The sequence below is a fragment of the Sulfuritalea sp. genome, assembly GCF_017302275.1.
In the GTDB taxonomy this organism is placed as follows: domain Bacteria; phylum Pseudomonadota; class Gammaproteobacteria; order Burkholderiales; family Rhodocyclaceae; genus Sulfuritalea.
On the sequence record NZ_JAFLDR010000004.1, the window covers coordinates 86,423 to 101,884 of the forward strand.

The window sequence follows — 15,462 nt, forward strand, 5'->3', positions numbered from 1 at the left end:
AGCGCGCAATAATACCCGATAGGCGCGGGCGGTTTCATCAGGATTTGATCGGCTTTCCATAAATAAACAAGAGGGTAGGTCTTGGCGGCGATTCATGAACTGAAGGGCAGGATGGTCGAGTTCGCGGGCAGCCCCTGGCGCCTGCATCAGCCCTTTCCGCCGGCCGGCGACCAGCCCGAGGCGATTCGCCTGCTGAACGAGGGCTTCAACGACGGCCTCTCGTTCCAGACCCTGCTCGGTGTTACGGGTTCGGGCAAGACCTACACCATGGCCAACGTCATCGCCCGCCTCGGGCGGCCGGCGCTGGTTCTGGCGCCGAACAAGACCCTGGCGGCGCAGCTCTACTCCGAGTTCCGTGAGTTCTTTCCGGAGAACGCGGTCGAGTATTTCGTTTCCTACTACGACTACTACCAGCCCGAGGCCTATGTGCCTTCGCGCGACCTGTTCATCGAGAAGGATTCCTCGATCAACGAGCACATCGAGCAGATGCGCCTGTCGGCGACCAAGAGCCTGCTCGAACGGCGCGATGTGATCATCGTGTGTACTGTGTCGGCAATCTACGGCATCGGCGACCCGGTCGATTACCACAGCATGATCCTGCACCTGAAGCAGGGCGAGAAGATCGGCCAGCGCGAGATCATCAAGCGCCTGACGGAAATGCAGTACGAACGCAACGAGATCGACTTCAAGCGCGGCGTGTATCGGGTGCGTGGCGACGTGATCGACATCTTCCCCGCGGAGAACGCCGAAAGCGCGGTGCGCATCACCCTGTTCGACGACGAACTGGAATCGATCGCGCTGTTCGATCCGCTGACCGGACACACGCGGCAGAAGCTCGGCCGCTTCACGGTCTTTCCCTCCAGCCACTACGTGACGCCGCGCGCCACGGTGCTGCAGGCGATCGAAAAGATCAAGGAGGAACTGCGCCAGCGCATCGAGTTCTTCCAGGCCAACCAGAAGCTGGTCGAGTGCCAGCGCATCGAGCAGCGCACCCGCTTCGACCTCGAAATGCTGGATCAATTGGGCTTCTGCAAGGGCATCGAGAACTACTCGCGCCACCTCTCCGGGCGCCAGGCCGGCGAGCCGCCACCAACGCTCTACGACTACCTGCCGCCCGACGCGATCATGTTCGTCGATGAATCGCATGTGACGATCCCGCAGGTCGGCGGCATGTACAAGGGCGACCGCTCGCGCAAGGAGAACCTGGTGGATTATGGCTTCCGCCTGCCGTCGGCGCTGGACAACCGGCCGCTGAAGTTCGACGAGTTCGAGCGCTTGATGCCGCAGACCGTATTCGTTTCGGCGACACCGTCCGACTACGAGGAGAAGCATCAGGGCCAGGTAGTCGAGCAACTGGTGCGGCCGACCGGCCTCGTCGACCCCGTGGTCGCCGTGCGTTCTGCCAGCACGCAGGTCGATGACCTGCTGGCCGAATGCAAGAAGCGCATCGCGGCCGGCGAGCGGGTGCTGGTGACGACGCTGACCAAGCGCCTCGCCGAGCAATTGACCGGGTACATGAACGACAACGGCGTCAAGGTGCGCTACCTGCATTCCGACATCGACACCGTGGAACGTGTCGAGATCATCCGCGACCTGCGCCTGGGCGAGTTCGACGTGCTGGTCGGCATCAACCTGCTGCGCGAAGGACTCGACATCCCCGAGGTGTCGCTGGTGGCGATCCTCGACGCGGACAAGGAAGGTTTCCTGCGCTCGACCCGATCGTTGATCCAGACCATGGGCCGCGCCGCGCGCCACCTCAACGGCACCGCCATTCTCTATGCCGATCGGGTTACCGATTCGATGCAGCGCGCGATGGGCGAGACGGCGCGACGGCGGGCCAAGCAGCTTGCCTACAACCTCGAGCACGACATCACGCCGGTGGGCGTCACCAAGCGCATCAAGGACATCATCGACGGGGTCTACGATGCCGATACCGCGGTGCGCGACCTCAAGGCCGCGCAGGAAGCCGCGCGCTACGAGGTGATGAGCGAAAAGGAACTGGCGCGCGAGATCAAGCGCCTGGAAAAGGCCATGCAGGAGCATGCGAAAAACCTCGAGTTCGAGGAAGCGGCCGCGGCGCGCGACGAGTTGTTCCGAGTCAAGCACCTCGCCTTCGGCGGTGAGGCGCACGACACGCCGGGAGATGCGGCATGACCGTGCACAAGGTGCTGTTCGTTTGTACAGGGAACATCTGCCGATCACCGACGGCCGAGGGGGTGGCACGCGACCTGGCACGCCGGCTTGGCGTCGAGCAGCGTTTCGAGTTCGATTCGGCCGGTACCCATGGCTATCACATCGGCGATCCACCCGATCCGCGCACCGTGGCCGCCGCGCGCAAACGCGGTTACGATCTCGCACACTTGCGTGCTCGGCGCGTGACGGAGTTCGATTTCCTCCGTTTCCACCATGTGCTGGCGATGGGACATGACCATCTGCAGTGGTTGCGACGCGCTTGTCCGCCCGAGCAACGCGACAAGTTGCGGCTGTTTCTCGATTTCAGCCGGCGCTTCGACGGCAGGGAAGTTCCCGATCCTTATTACGGCGGACCCGACGGCTTCGAGCAGGTGCTGGACATGGTCGAGGATGCGGCAAGCCAACTGATCGCCCAACTGACGGCAAAGGCCTGAAGCGCGGCATTGCCAAGCCGGGGCCACGAAAATGCAACGGGCGCCCTTGGACGCCCGTTGCTGCGATGACCGAAGCGTATCAGTCGCGCTTGGTTTCCACCATCTGCAATGGTTCGCTGACGATGGTCGCGGCCGGTTTCGGCTTGCGGCCGAGAGGCTGCACCGGTGCGAAGTTGTCAGCCGCCGGGGCGCTGTGGCTGGTTTCGATCATCACCAGGCCGACTTGTTGCAGCGATTCCTTGATGTCGGCCGCGGCGGGTGCCGGCGGAACGATGATCGGATCGGCCGCCGGCGCCGGCGCAACCGCGACGGCGACCGTTGCCGGGATGGCAACCGGCTGCGGCGCGGGTTCGACGGCGACCGGTTCCGCCACTTCGACTGCTTCCACGGCGGCTGGGACGACGGTTTCCATGATTGCCGCTTCGATCGGGGCGGGAATCTCGGTCAAGGCGACGGGAACCGGCTCGGCGGCGGGTATCGGCGCCATGATCGGGGCCGTGGCCTCGACGGTGACGGCAGGTGCGGTGTATGCTTCCGTGTCCCCGGCCGGGAGGGCTGCGCCAACGTCGCCGGCGACAACTCCGGCGGCAACTTCGGGCGCGCTGCCTTCCTCGCTGCGGCCACGGCCGCGGCCGCGGCCGCGGTTGCGGCGCCCGCTACGGGCCTCGCCGTCGGCAGGGGCGGAATCCCCAACAGTCGGCGCCGGCGCCACGGCGTTTTGCATGCCATTTGCGTCGTTGCGCGGCTGGCGTGGCTCACGCGGTTCCCTCGGCTCGCGGCCTTCCTTGGGCTCACGTGGCGGACGTGGCTCACGTGCTTCCCTGGGTTCACGGACCTCGCGTGGTTCCCGAACTTCGCGCGGCTCGCGAGCCTCCCGCGGTTCGCGCGGCTTGCGGTTGCCCGCATCGCCTTGCTCGTCGCGCTTTGCCGCCAGGCGTGGCGTTTGCTCCATCTTTTCCTTGCGCTCGCCGTTTTCGCGGTTGTCACGTCCGTCGCGTCGATTGTTGCGATCGCGTCCGCCCCGTCCGCCATCACGGTTGCGATCGCGATTGCCCTCGCGGCGAGGCGCCCGCTCGGTCTTCTCTTCACTGACCACGGGGGCTTCCACCTTCGGACCGCCGGTGAATATCGACAATAGCTTGCTGAAGAAGCCAGGCTGGCTCACTGGTACGGGCGGCGTGGCGGGCTTGGGTTCGACGATGGGTGCCGGCTGGTCGGGGGTGATGCCCTTGACCGCGGCTTCGATCCTGGCGGGCTTGGCTTCGGCGTTGGCCGAGGGCGGCTGATAGTTCTCTTCGATGGGCTTTTCGGCCATCTGGTAGCTGGCCAGTGCCATGCCTTCGGCATTGAGCTGGTCGTGGCGCAGGCGGACGATCTCGTGGGCCGGAGTTTCCAGGTGGCGATTCGGCACGATGACCAGATTGACGCGGTGACGCATCTCGATGCGCGAGATATCCACGCGCTTCTCGTTGAGCAGGAAGGTGGCGACGTCCACCGGAACCTGACAGTGCAGGGCGCCGGTGTTTTCCTTCATCGCCTCTTCCTCGAGGATGCGCAGGATGTGCAGCGCGGCGGATTCGGTGCTGCGGATGTGGCCAGTGCCGGTGCAGCGCGGGCAGGTGATGTAACTGGTCTCGGCGAGCGCCGGGCGCAGGCGCTGGCGGCTGAGTTCGAGCAGGCCGAAACGGCTGATCTTGCCGGTCTGGACGCGGGCGCGGTCGTGACGCAAGGCATCGCGCAGGCGATTCTCGACCTCGCGCTGGTTCTTGGTCGATTCCATGTCGATGAAGTCGATCACGATCAGGCCACCGAGGTCGCGCAGGCGCAGTTGGCGGGCGATTTCGTCGGCGGCTTCGCAGTTGGTGCGGAAGGCGGTTTCCTCGATGTCGCTGCCCTTGGTGGCGCGGCCCGAGTTGACGTCGACCGAGACCAGGGCCTCGGTGTGGTCGATGACGATGGCGCCGCCGGAGGGCAGGGTGACTTGCCGCGAATAGGCGGATTCGATCTGGTGTTCGATCTGGAAACGCGAGAACAGCGGCACGTCGTCGTGGTAACGCTTGACGCGATTCACCGTACCCGGCATCACGTGCGCCATGAACTGCTGCGCCTGCTCGAAGATGTCGTCGGTGTCGATCAGGATCTCGCCGATCTCCGCGTGGAAGTAATCGCGGATGGCGCGGATCACCAGGCTGGACTCCTGGTAGATCAGGAAGGCGCCGCTCTGGGCCTTGGCCGCGCCGTCGATTGCGTTCCACAGCTGGAGCAGGTAATTGAGGTCCCACTGCAGTTCTTCGAGATTGCGGCCAATACCTGCGGTGCGGGCGATGAGGCTGGTGCCGCTGGGTACCACCAGTTGGTCCATCACTTCGCGCAGTTCCTGGCGGTCTTCGCCCTCGACGCGGCGCGAGACGCCACCGCCGCGCGGATTGTTGGGCATCAGCACCAGGTAACGGCCGGCCAGCGATACGTAGGTGGTCAGTGCCGCGCCTTTGTTGCCGCGCTCGTCCTTTTCGACCTGGACGATCAGTTCCTGGCCGTTGCTGAGGGCGTCCTGGATACGCGCCTTGCCGGGGTCGACGCCGGGCTTGAAATAGTTGCGGGAAATTTCCTTGAACGGCAGGAAGCCGTGGCGCTCGGCGCCATAGTCCACGAAGGCGGCTTCGAGGCTGGGCTCGATGCGTGTGATGACTGCCTTGTAGATGTTGCTCTTGCGCTGTTCCTTGTTGGCCGATTCGATGTCGAGGTCAATCAGTTTCTGACCATCGACGATCGCAACGCGGAGTTCCTCGGCCTGCGTCGCATTGAAAAGCATGCGTTTCATGTGTGCTCCCGCGCGCATTCACTGCAGGAGGGCACGACAAATCGCACACGGCGGGCGTCAGGACGCGGGCAGTGTGTCTCGGGTTTGCGTTTGGCTTGACAGTTTCATGACGCCTTTGTTATCGCGTGGCAAACGGGGTTGTCGACTTGTCTTCGGTAAAGCGGTCGCTGACTCATGATCAGCGTCCGGCAAACTGTGCCCAACTTTGTGCGTGTGTAGCGCGCAATCAAGTAGTATCGCTCTTTCGGGCGAGCGAAATACCCTGTGGTTCGCGGCTTGCGTGCCGGTCGGTTTGTGATTCCGACGGCCATCTTGATGGTGCTTACGTAAGCTTGTCGCCTCTTTGCATACGGTCGCTGGAATGCGAAAGCAAAAGCGGCAACAACATCCCGGAAACCGTGCCACCGACGCCACTTCGGGCCGCCGGGCACACCGTCACGGGACGGCTAACCAAGCGGTCAGTATATTGCAAATGAAGGACTTAAGCAAAGATTCGGTTACATGGCTTGAGGTCGGCGAGGACGCCGAAGGCCAACGCATCGACAACTTCCTGATGCGCATCGCCAAAGGCGTACCCAAGAGCCATATCTATCGCGTCCTGCACAGCGGCGAGGTTCGGGTCAACAAGGGTCGCGTTCCCGCCGAATATCGCTTGAAAGTCGGTGACCGCCTGCGGGTGCCGCCCATCCGTACCGCCGAGCGTCCATCCCAGGTCGCTGTTCCCGCACGGGATTTCGACATCGCATTCGAGGACGAGGCGCTCATCGTGGTGGACAAGCCCTCGGGCGTCGCCGTGCACGGCGGCAGTGGCGTGTCCTTCGGCGTCATCGAACAATTGCGTCGGGCGCGGCCGCTGGCGAAATTCCTCGAGCTGGCCCATCGGCTGGACCGCGAAACCTCGGGTCTGCTGGTGGTGGCCAAAAAGCGGGCTGCCCTGACCAGGCTCCATGACATGTTTCGCGACGGCGGAATAAGCAAGCGCTACTTCGCCCTGGTCAAGGGAAGCTGGCGCAACGAACTGCAGCACGTGCGCCTGCCCTTGCACAAGTATCTGACGGCCGAAGGCGAGCGCCGGGTCAGCGTCAATAAGGAAGGCAAGGCCGCGCATTCCATCGTGCGCCTGGTGGCACGCTGGGAGAATTTCAGCCTGGTCGAGGTCGAACTGAAGACCGGCCGTACCCACCAGATTCGGGTTCATCTGGCGCATTTGGGCTTTCCGATCGCTGGCGATGACAAGTACGGCGATTTTTCACTCAACAAGGCGTTGCAGAAGACCGGACTGGGCCGCATGTTCCTGCATGCGGCGAAGCTGGCGCTGCCGCACCCGCTCACCGGAGCGCCGCTGGAGCTGGAATCGCCGCTGCCCGAGGAGCTGCGCGCCTTCGTCGAAAAACTGGACAGGAATGAAACGGGAACGTATGGCCAAACGCTTTGAATTGATCGTCTTCGACTGGGACGGCACCCTGATGGATTCCACCGGCGCCATTGTTGCCAGCATCAAGGCGGCGGCGCGGGATCTCGGCCTGGAGCCGCCCTCTGACGAGCGCGCCAACCACATCATCGGGCTTGGCCTGATCGATGCCCTGCGCCATGCCCTGCCCGATCTGCCGCGCGAACTCTATCAGGATGTGGCGCTGCGCTACCGCCAGCACTACATGGCGCGGGACCATGAACTCCTTCTGTTCGACGGTGTCGAGGGATTGATCGATGAGCTGGCCGATGCGGGTTACATGCTCGCCGTCGCCACCGGCAAGACGCGCAAGGGACTCGATCGTGCCTTCGAGGTCAGCGGGCTGGGTTCTCGGTTCCATGCGTCGCGCTGTGCCGATGAGTGCCATTCCAAGCCGCATCCGCAGATGCTCGAACAGCTGATGGACGAGTTCGGCGTGGCGCCGGGGGCCACATTGATGATCGGCGATACCACGCATGACCTGCTGATGGCGAGGAACGCCGGGGTTCCCGCGCTGGGGGTTGCTTACGGCGCACATCCGCGCGAAAGCCTGGAGGCGCAAGCTCCGCTTTTTTGTGCGGCCGACGTGGCCGAACTGGCGGGTTGGCTGCGGCAACAGGCTTGAACCCGGATCGGCGCCTGCTTTGCGCCAGCGACGACCTGGTGGAGGGCGGCCGCGGTCTGCGTTTTATGGTGGATCGGCACGGTCACAGCGAGCCGGCATTCGCGGTTCGTTTTCGCGGCGAAGCGCGGGCCTATCTGAACCGGTGCGGCCATGTGCCGGTCGAACTCGACTGGCAGCAAGGCGAGTTCTTCGATCATTCAGGCTTATACTTGATTTGCGCCACGCATGGCGCGCTCTATGCGCCGGAATCAGGGCGTTGTCTGGGGGGCCGCTGCAACGGAAAGGGTCTGATCGCATTGGCTGTGGTCGAAGACGGCGGGCAAATCTATTTGGTTGAGGAAGGCGGAGAACGTGTCGGACAGCAATGATCAGCAGTGGGAGCGCAAGGTACTCGAGAAGCTGGCAATGGAGGCGCTCGCGGAGCAGCGGCGCGGGCGTCGCTGGGGCATTTTTTTCAAGTTGCTTGGATTCTCCTACCTGGTGGTGCTGCTGGGCATTGCGATGGATTGGGGGCGCGGTGACGGGATTGCGGAGGGGTCGAAGTTCACCGCCCTGGTCAATCTCGACGGGGTCATCAAAGCCAGGGGTGATGCGAATGCCGAGCACGTGATCAGCGCCCTGCAGGCCGCGTTCGAGGACAAGCACACGGCAGGCGTGATCCTGCGCATCAACAGCCCCGGTGGCAGCCCGGTCCAGTCGGGCATCATCAACGACGAGATTCGGCGCCTGCGCGCCAAGCATCCCGAGATTCCCCTGCATGCGGTCGTCGAGGACGTCTGCGCTTCCGGCGGCTATTACGTCGCCGCGGCCGCGGACAAGATCTTCGTGGACAAGGCCAGCATCGTCGGTTCGATCGGCGTGCTGATGGACGGCTTCGGTTTCACCGGCACGATGGACAAACTCGGCGTCGAGCGACGCCTGCTGACAGCTGGCGAAAGCAAGGGGTTCCTCGATCCATTTTCACCGCAGAACGAGAGCCATAAGGATCATGCGAAGCAGATGCTGGGCGAGGTTCACCAGCAATTCATCGACGTGGTCAGGAAGGGCCGCGGCAAGCGGCTCAAGGAAACGCCCGACATGTTTTCCGGACTGATGTGGAGCGGTGCCAGGAGCATCGAGCTGGGCTTGGCCGATGGCTACGGCACGGTCGAAAGCGTGGCGCGCGATGTGTTCAAGGCCAGCGACGTTCGCGATTTCAGCGTGAAGCAGAATTTCGCCGAGAAGTTCGCCAAGCAGTTCGGCGCCGACATGGCCGAAGGCATGGCCAACGTGCTGACGCGGATTACGTTGCGCTGACGACGCCGACACCCATGTCGGCCAGCAGGAGTTCCTGTGCGCTGACGCGTTTGCGTCGAGCCGGCTTGATCCGGTACTCGCCCGTTCCGTTCATTTCCCAGGCCTGGCAGTTGTCGGCCAGGTAGGACTTCAGGCCTTCCTTCAGCACGCGGCGCTTGAGCTTCGGGTCCAGGACCGGAAAGCTGATCTCTATGCGGCGGAAAAAGTTGCGTTCCATCCAGTCGGCGCTGGACAGATAGATGTCCTGCCTGCCGCCGCCGTGAAAATAGAAAATGCGGTGGTGTTCGAGGAAGCGGCCGATCACGGAGCGCACCCGGATGTTTTCCGACAGACCCTTGACGCCGGGGCGCAGCGAACAGACGCCACGCACGATAAGGTCGATGGTGACTCCCGCAGCGCTGGCGTCGTAGAGCGCTTCGATGATCTCCGGTTCGAGCAGGGAGTTCATTTTTGCGATGATGCGTGCTGGATGGCCAGCGCGGGCGGCGTCGATTTCGCCCCGGATCGCCTCGAGCATTCTTGGGTGCAATGAGAACGGCGCCTGCCATAGGTGCTTCAGGGCAGTGGCCTTGCCCAGACCGGTGAGTTGTTTGAATACCTCGTTCACGTCGTCGCCGATTTCCGTGTTGGCGGTCAGCAAGCCGAAGTCGGTGTAGAAGCGCGTGGTGCGCGGATGGTAGTTGCCCGTACCGAGGTGAATGTAGCGGCGATAGCCGTGATCCTCGCGGCGCAGCACCATCAGCATCTTGGCATGCGTCTTGTAGCCGACTACTCCGTACACCACGTGCGCGCCCACCTGCTCGAGACGGGCGGCGATCGACAGGTTGGCTTCCTCGTCGAAGCGCGCCATGAGTTCGACCACCACGGTGACTTCCTTGCCTTTTTCCGCGGCGCGCAGCAGGTGTTCCATCAGCACCGAGTCGGTACCGGTGCGGTAAACGGTCATCTTGATCGCGACCACCTGAGGGTCGTCGGCCGCCTGCTGCAGCAACTGGATCACCGGGCTGAATGACTGGAACGGGTGGTGCATCAGGATGTCGTGCTTGCGGATGCTGGCAAAAATGTCGTAGCGCTTGGCCAACACTTTCGGCAGTCCGGGCTGGAACGGCGGATACATCAGGTCCGGTCGATCGACCTGGTCGGGGACCGACATCAGGCGCACCAGGTTGACGATGCCCGGTACGCGGTACAGGTCACTGCGTTCGAGGTCGAACTGCTGCAGCAGGAACTCGGTCATGACCTCGGAGCAGTTGTCGGCTACCTCGAGGCGCACGGCATCACCGAAGTGGCGCTGCGGCAATTCGCCCTGCAGCGCAATACGCAGGTTCTTGACCTCCTCGTCATCGACGAACAGGTCGGAATTGCGCGTGACGCGGAACTGATAGCAGCCGAGCACGTTCATGCCGGCGAACAATTCGTCGACATATTCGTGCATCACCGACGAGAGGAAGACGAAACCATAGTCGAAGCCGCAAAGGTCCTTCGGCAACTGGATCACGCGGGGCAGGGCGCGCGGCGCCTGCACGATGGCGGCGCCGGAGTTGCGGCCGAAGGCATCGGTGCCTTCCAGTTCGATGGCGAAGTTGAGGCTCTTGTTCAGGACCCGTGGAAAGGGATGCGAGGGGTCCAGCCCGATCGGAGTCAGCACCGGCATCACTTCCCTGCGGAAGTATTCACGTATCCAAATGCGCTGTTCGTCGTTCCACAGGCTGCGGCGGACGAAGGCTATGCCCTCGGCAGCCAGAGCCGGCAGGATTTCGTCATTGAGCAGCACGTACTGCTCCGCGATCAGCGCGTGTGCCTGTTCCGTGACGCGCCGGAACACGTCATGCGCCGGAAGGCCGTCGGCGCTCGCGGTGTGGCTCGCCAGCTTGATCTGCTCCTTGAGGCCGGCAACGCGGATTTCGAAAAACTCGTCGAGGTTGGAGGAGACGATGCACAAGAAGCGCAAACGCTCCAGCAAGGGTACGCGATCGTCGGCGGCCTGGGCCAGCACGCGCCGATTGAACGCCAGCAGCGATAGCTCGCGATTCAGGAAATGTTCGTTGGCAAAGCGGCGCGCGGTCGACATTGGAAGAAGTTGTGGTTATGGGGGGCGGAAGCGGGAATTCTACCGGGGCAGGGAGCAGCAAATATTACAGTCATGTAGCGACGGACGGGAATCCGCGAATCGGTAGAATTGGATCATGGCCTACGAACTGATCGCCGCTGTCGACCTCGGCTCCAACAGCTTTCGCCTTCAGGTGGGGCGGATCGTCGCCAACCAGATCTATCCCCTGGACGGGCTCAAGGAATCGGTGCGGCTGGCTGCCGGCCTTACCCCGGACAAGCGCCTCGATGCGGCGGCGCAGAAGCGCGGCCTGGACGCCGTTGCGCGCTTCGCCGAACGCCTGCGCGATTTCGACCCCGGTGCGGTGCGTGCGGTGGCCACCAATACGCTGCGCGTGGCAAAGAATGCCGAACAGTTCCTGGAAAAGGCGGAGGCGGCGCTGGGTTTTCCGATCGAGGTGATTGCCGGGCGGGAGGAGGCGCGACTGATCTATCTTGGCGTCGCCCACACCCTGGCCAGACCCGAGACCCGGCAGATGGTGGTGGATATCGGCGGCGGTTCGACCGAATTCATCATCGGCCAGAACCTCGATCCTATCCGTCTGGAATCGCTCTACATGGGCTGCGTCAGCTTCAGCCTGCGTTTCTTTCCCGACGGACGGGTGGACAAGTACGCGTTTCGCGAGGCCGAATTGGCGGCGCGGCGGGAACTGCAAGCCATCGTCCACCAATTCCGCGAATCCGGCTGGGACGAAGCCATCGGTTCATCCGGAACCGCCAAGGCCCTGGTCGACCTCCTGGAGTTGAACGGCTGGTCGGACCACGGCCTGACCCGGGACGGACTGGAAAAGCTGCGCGGCGAGTTGCTGCGTGCGGGAAATGCGGCGCGCCTGAAACTGCAGGGCCTGCGTCCGGATAGGATTCCGGTGTTGCCGGGCGGGTTGGCCATCATGTCGGCCATCTTCAAGGAGTTCGGGCTGGAGCGGATGGCGTTTTCCGAGGGGGCGCTGCGTCTCGGCGTGCTGTACGACCAACTCGGGCGCTTCCATCACGACGACCTGCGAGAAGCGACCGTGAATCGCTTCATGCAGCGCTACGACGTGGATCGTCGTCAGGCGGCGCGCGTTGGGCACACGGCAATCGGCTTGCTCGGCCAACTGGTGCCCGCGAGTCGGGAGGCCGGGAACACGGATGCGCAGTTTCTCGTCTGGGCCGCGCGCTTGCATGAAGTGGGAATATCCGTGGCGCATTCCAGTTACCACAAGCATAGTGCCTACATCCTGGGCAATGCCGACATGCCGGGGTTTTCCCGGCGCGACCAGGCCCGCTTGTCACGGCTGGTGCTGGCCCATCGCGGCAAGCTGGAACGCGCACAGCCGCTGCGTGGCGAGGCGCCGGAATGGACGCTGATCTTCTGCCTGCGGGCGGCGGTGCTGCTGCATCGGTCGCGCGACGACCAGCCGTTGCCGGCGCTGGCCGCGAGTTTCACTCGCAGCGGATTCCAATTGACGCTGGGTTCCCGCGGCCTGGACGATTTGCCGCTCACGGCGGCGGCGCTGGAGGACGAGGCACAACAATGGAGCGGAATCGGCGGCGAACTGCGGATCAATCGAAACGCCTGACCACCGCCGGCAGCGTGCGTGGCTATAATCGGCCGCTCTCCAATCGCATCCGCAGGCACCCCAACGATGTCCGTCGCGCGCATTGAACTGGTCATTCACGATGACGAACGCGTGGTCAGGCTGTCCGGGCTGTGGACGCTGGCGACCACGTCAAATGACGCGACCAGCCTTGCCGCGGAACTGAAGGACGCCGCGCAACCCGGAGCCGGCTGGGATTGCCTCGGCCTCGAAGCGATCGACAGCGCCGGCGCCATGTTGCTCTGGCGCGCCTGGGGCAGGAAGCTGCCCGGGTTTCTGCTGATTCGGCCCGAACACCGGCGCGTATTCGAACGCATCGAAGCCGCCGATCACGAGCCGCGCCCGGTGGACGCCCCGATTTCGCCGCTGCACGGCGTGATCGTGGTCGGCTCGGCAACCATCGGCATTGGCCGCCATGTGATGGACTTCCTGGCCCTGATCGGCCAGTTCGGACTCAACCTGGTGCATGTTCTGCGCTTTCCCGCGGACCTGCCGCGCCGCGAGATTTCGGCCAACCTTTACAAGAGCGGCGTGCGTGCGATGCCGGTCACAGCCCTGGTCGGATTCCTCATCGGTGTGGTGCTGTCCTACCTTTCGGCGCTGCAGCTCAAGCAGTTCGGTGCCGACATCTTCATCGTCAACATCATTGGCCTCGGCATCGTGCGCGAACTAGGTCCGGTGCTGGTGGCGATCCTCGTTGCCGGTCGTTCCGGATCGGCAATGACCGCGCAGCTTGGCGTAATGCGCGTTACGGAAGAAATCGACGCCCTGGCGACGATGGGCGTGCAGCGCGGATTGCGGCTGGTGTTTCCCAAGGTGGTGGCGCTGATCGTCGCCTTGCCCCTGCTGGTGTTGTGGAGCACGGCGATCGCCCTGATCGGCGGCATGGTTTCCGCCCAGGTCCAACTCGACATTTCGTACGGGTTCTTCTTTCAGACCCTGCCGCGCGTGGTGCCGGCCGCCAACCTCTGGATCGGATTGGCCAAGGGGGCGGTGTTCGGCATGTTCATCGCTCTGGTGGCCTGCCACTTCGGGCTGCGCGTACGACCGAATACCGAAAGCCTGTCTTCCAACACCACGGCCTCGGTAGTTTCCGCGATCACCGTGGTCATCATCCTCGATGCCTTCTTTGCCATCGCTACGCGCGGCATCGGCTTGCCGATGTAATTTCGCGGTATGAACACTCCCGTGATCCGCATTCGAGAGCTTTCCACCCGCTTCGGTGAGGTGTGGATCCACAAGGGACTCGATCTTGCCGTCGAGCGCGGCGAAATGGTGTCGCTGGTGGGCGGTTCCGGCAGCGGCAAGACCACCCTGCTGCGCATGGTGGTCGGCTTGCTGCTGCCGGACAAGGGCGGCATCGAGCTCTTTGGCGAACCGCTGTTCGGCGGCGGCATCGCCCGCGAGCGCGAGTTGCGCCAGCGGTTTGGGGTCCTGTTCCAGCACGGTGCGCTGTTTTCCGCCTTCAACGTGTTCGACAACATCGCCTTTCCGCTGCGGGAACTCAAGCGCTACGACGAAGATGCAATCCACGATCTGGTGATGCTCAAGCTGTCGATGGTGGAATTGCTGCCGCGCCACGGCCGCCTTATGCCGGCCGAACTTTCCGGCGGCATGGTCAAGCGCGTCGCGCTGGCGCGCGCACTGGCGCTGGAGCCGGAATTGCTTCTGCTCGACGAGCCGACCGCGGGACTCGACCCCGACCGCTCCGACAGCTTCGTGCGCCTGATCCGCATGCTGGGCGAGGAACTCGGCCTCACCGTGATGCTCGTTACCCATGACCTCGATACCCTGGCCGCACTGTCGACCAAGGTCGCCGTGCTGGCCGAGCAGCGTATCCTCGCCTACGGCAGCATCGACGAAATCATGCACATCGACCATCCCTTCATCCGCAATTTTTTCCTTTCCGAGCGCAGCGTGCGCGCCCTGCAGAATTCCGGGCTTCCGGCTGTGCCAAACTGAGACCATGGAAAACAGATCCCACGCGCTTGCTGCCGGAATATTCACGCTGCTGTTCGGCGTCGCTGCCGCCATCGCCATCTGGTGGCTGGGCCAGAGCGACGCCTCGACCACGACCTATGTCCTCGAAACGCGACGCAATGTGACCGGACTAAACGTCCAGGCGCAGGTCCGCTATCGCGGCATTCGCGCCGGCAAGGTGGCGGCGATCGAGCCGGATGCGGCCGACCCGCGCCTGATCCTGGTCACCATCAGTGTCGACAATCGTTTCAGGCTGACCCGTGCCAGCACCGCGACGCTCGGTTACCAGGGCGTCACCGGCCTCGCTTACGTGCAGATCGAGGATGACGGTTCGTCGGTCGAGCCGCTGGCGGCCAAGGATGGGGTCATGCCCCGCCTGGCGCTCAAACCCACCTTGTTCGATACGCTGGGTGACAAAGCGGGCGGTATCGTCGGCCAGATAGATACCGTTGCGCTGCGCCTGGCGCAGTTGCTGGATGAGAAGAACCTGCGCAACCTTTCGCGTACGCTGGACAACCTCGCCAATGCGTCCGACGGGCTGCGCGAGATGCCGGCGATCCTGGCGTCGATGCGTGAAGTTCTGTCGGCGTCGAACCTGCGCAGCCTGCGGCAAGTCCTCGCCCATGTCGAGAAGACCGCCGGCGAAACCGCGCCGCTCGCCACGGAGATGCGCGAACTGGTAAAGACCATGGGTGGCCTGGCACGGCGTGTCGACCAATTGGCCGGGAGTACCGGCGAGCAGCTTGCGACCAGCACATTGCCACGCGCGAATGCGCTGATGGATGAACTGGCGGCCAGTTCGCGCCAGTTGAACCGCGTCCTCGATGGCCTCGAAAACAATCCGCAAATGCTCTTGTTCGGCCGTGATGCGGCGGCTCCCGGGCCGGGCGAACCAGGTTTTTCGGCGCCCGCGACGCGTGCCGGCGTCAACTGAGTTGCACAACGCCAGTCGAATGTGCCGAATCAACCAATGA

Annotated in this window: 12 protein-coding genes; 10 read left to right on the plus strand and 2 right to left on the minus strand. The window is 63.6% G+C overall.

The features are described 5' to 3' along the window. The first annotated feature begins 111 nt into the window (after nt 1-111). Both uvrB and J0M27_RS03415 read left to right on the plus strand, forming a co-directional pair. Entirely contained in the window at nt 112-2,154 is a 2,043-nt protein-coding gene (uvrB, locus tag J0M27_RS03410) for an excinuclease ABC subunit UvrB (protein WP_294987594.1), read from the plus strand. After that, nucleotides 2,151-2,627 carry a low molecular weight protein-tyrosine-phosphatase gene (locus tag J0M27_RS03415; RefSeq protein ID WP_294987476.1) on the plus strand — a complete coding sequence of 159 codons (477 nt, stop codon included), beginning with the start codon at nt 2,151-2,153 and terminating at the stop codon, nt 2,625-2,627. The genes uvrB and J0M27_RS03415 overlap by 4 nt, the downstream gene beginning before the upstream one ends. A gap of 79 nt (nt 2,628-2,706) precedes the next feature. Here the strand turns inward: J0M27_RS03415 and J0M27_RS03420 are convergent, their stop codons facing one another. Beyond that, on the minus strand, nt 2,707-5,448 hold the full coding sequence (locus tag J0M27_RS03420; RefSeq protein WP_294987478.1) for an Rne/Rng family ribonuclease: 2,742 nt from the start codon (nt 5,446-5,448) through the stop codon (nt 2,707-2,709). A 472-nt stretch (nt 5,449-5,920) separates the two neighbouring features. Between J0M27_RS03420 and J0M27_RS03425 the strand changes: the two genes are divergently transcribed. Genes J0M27_RS03425 through J0M27_RS03440 form a run of 4 tightly spaced genes read left to right on the plus strand, consistent with a single transcriptional unit; the run spans nt 5,921 to nt 8,819 of the window. After that, nucleotides 5,921-6,883 (plus strand): RluA family pseudouridine synthase, encoded by a 963-nt coding sequence (locus tag J0M27_RS03425; protein ID WP_294987480.1) that lies wholly within the window; start codon nt 5,921-5,923, stop codon nt 6,881-6,883. Then, entirely contained in the window at nt 6,867-7,523 is a 657-nt protein-coding gene (locus J0M27_RS03430) for an HAD-IA family hydrolase (protein ID WP_294987481.1), read from the plus strand. The genes J0M27_RS03425 and J0M27_RS03430 overlap by 17 nt, the downstream gene beginning before the upstream one ends. After that, on the plus strand, nt 7,520-7,891 hold the full coding sequence (locus tag J0M27_RS03435; protein ID WP_365962078.1) for a Rieske 2Fe-2S domain-containing protein: 372 nt from the start codon (nt 7,520-7,522) through the stop codon (nt 7,889-7,891). The genes J0M27_RS03430 and J0M27_RS03435 overlap by 4 nt, the downstream gene beginning before the upstream one ends. A gap of 37 nt (nt 7,892-7,928) precedes the next feature. Beyond that, nucleotides 7,929-8,819: a S49 family peptidase gene (locus J0M27_RS03440; protein ID WP_294987598.1), complete on the plus strand. Its 891-nt coding sequence runs from the start codon at nt 7,929-7,931 to the stop codon at nt 8,817-8,819. Here J0M27_RS03440 and ppk1 read toward each other — a convergent pair. After that, nucleotides 8,806-10,890, minus strand: coding sequence for a polyphosphate kinase 1 (ppk1, locus tag J0M27_RS03445; RefSeq protein WP_294987483.1), 2,085 nt, complete (start codon nt 10,888-10,890; stop codon nt 8,806-8,808). The genes J0M27_RS03440 and ppk1 overlap by 14 nt on opposite strands. A 115-nt stretch (nt 10,891-11,005) precedes the next feature. Between ppk1 and ppx the strand changes: the two genes are divergently transcribed. From ppx to J0M27_RS03465, 4 genes are all read left to right on the plus strand, one after another. After that, the gene (gene ppx, locus J0M27_RS03450; protein ID WP_294987485.1) at nt 11,006-12,490 is read left to right on the plus strand and encodes an exopolyphosphatase; all 1,485 of its coding nucleotides are present in this window, start codon (nt 11,006-11,008) and stop codon (nt 12,488-12,490) included. A 66-nt stretch (nt 12,491-12,556) separates the two neighbouring features. After that, the gene (locus J0M27_RS03455; protein ID WP_294987487.1) at nt 12,557-13,675 is read left to right on the plus strand and encodes an ABC transporter permease; all 1,119 of its coding nucleotides are present in this window, start codon (nt 12,557-12,559) and stop codon (nt 13,673-13,675) included. 9 nt (nt 13,676-13,684) lie between these two features. After that, the gene (locus J0M27_RS03460; RefSeq protein WP_294987489.1) at nt 13,685-14,470 is read left to right on the plus strand and encodes an ATP-binding cassette domain-containing protein; all 786 of its coding nucleotides are present in this window, start codon (nt 13,685-13,687) and stop codon (nt 14,468-14,470) included. A 4-nt stretch (nt 14,471-14,474) separates the two neighbouring features. After that, entirely contained in the window at nt 14,475-15,422 is a 948-nt protein-coding gene (locus J0M27_RS03465; RefSeq protein ID WP_294987491.1) for an MlaD family protein, read from the plus strand. Nucleotides 15,423-15,462: the final 40 nt, after the last annotated feature.

Excerpts from the sequence above, each read along its gene's own strand:
- uvrB (WP_294987594.1), top strand. The coding sequence starts at position 112 with ATGGTCGAGTTCGCGGGCAGCCCCTGGCGCCTGCATCAGCCCTTTCCG.
- J0M27_RS03415 (WP_294987476.1), top strand. The coding sequence starts at position 2,151 with ATGACCGTGCACAAGGTGCTGTTCGTTTGTACAGGGAACATCTGCCGA.
- J0M27_RS03420 (WP_294987478.1), bottom strand. The coding sequence starts at position 5,448 with ATGAAACGCATGCTTTTCAATGCGACGCAGGCCGAGGAACTCCGCGTT.
- J0M27_RS03425 (WP_294987480.1), top strand. The coding sequence starts at position 5,921 with ATGAAGGACTTAAGCAAAGATTCGGTTACATGGCTTGAGGTCGGCGAG.
- J0M27_RS03430 (WP_294987481.1), top strand. The coding sequence starts at position 6,867 with ATGGCCAAACGCTTTGAATTGATCGTCTTCGACTGGGACGGCACCCTG.
- J0M27_RS03440 (WP_294987598.1), top strand. The coding sequence starts at position 7,929 with ATGGAGGCGCTCGCGGAGCAGCGGCGCGGGCGTCGCTGGGGCATTTTT.
- ppk1 (WP_294987483.1), bottom strand. The coding sequence starts at position 10,890 with ATGTCGACCGCGCGCCGCTTTGCCAACGAACATTTCCTGAATCGCGAG.
- ppx (WP_294987485.1), top strand. The coding sequence starts at position 11,006 with ATGGCCTACGAACTGATCGCCGCTGTCGACCTCGGCTCCAACAGCTTT.
- J0M27_RS03455 (WP_294987487.1), top strand. The coding sequence starts at position 12,557 with ATGTCCGTCGCGCGCATTGAACTGGTCATTCACGATGACGAACGCGTG.
- J0M27_RS03460 (WP_294987489.1), top strand. The coding sequence starts at position 13,685 with ATGAACACTCCCGTGATCCGCATTCGAGAGCTTTCCACCCGCTTCGGT.
- J0M27_RS03465 (WP_294987491.1), top strand. The coding sequence starts at position 14,475 with ATGGAAAACAGATCCCACGCGCTTGCTGCCGGAATATTCACGCTGCTG.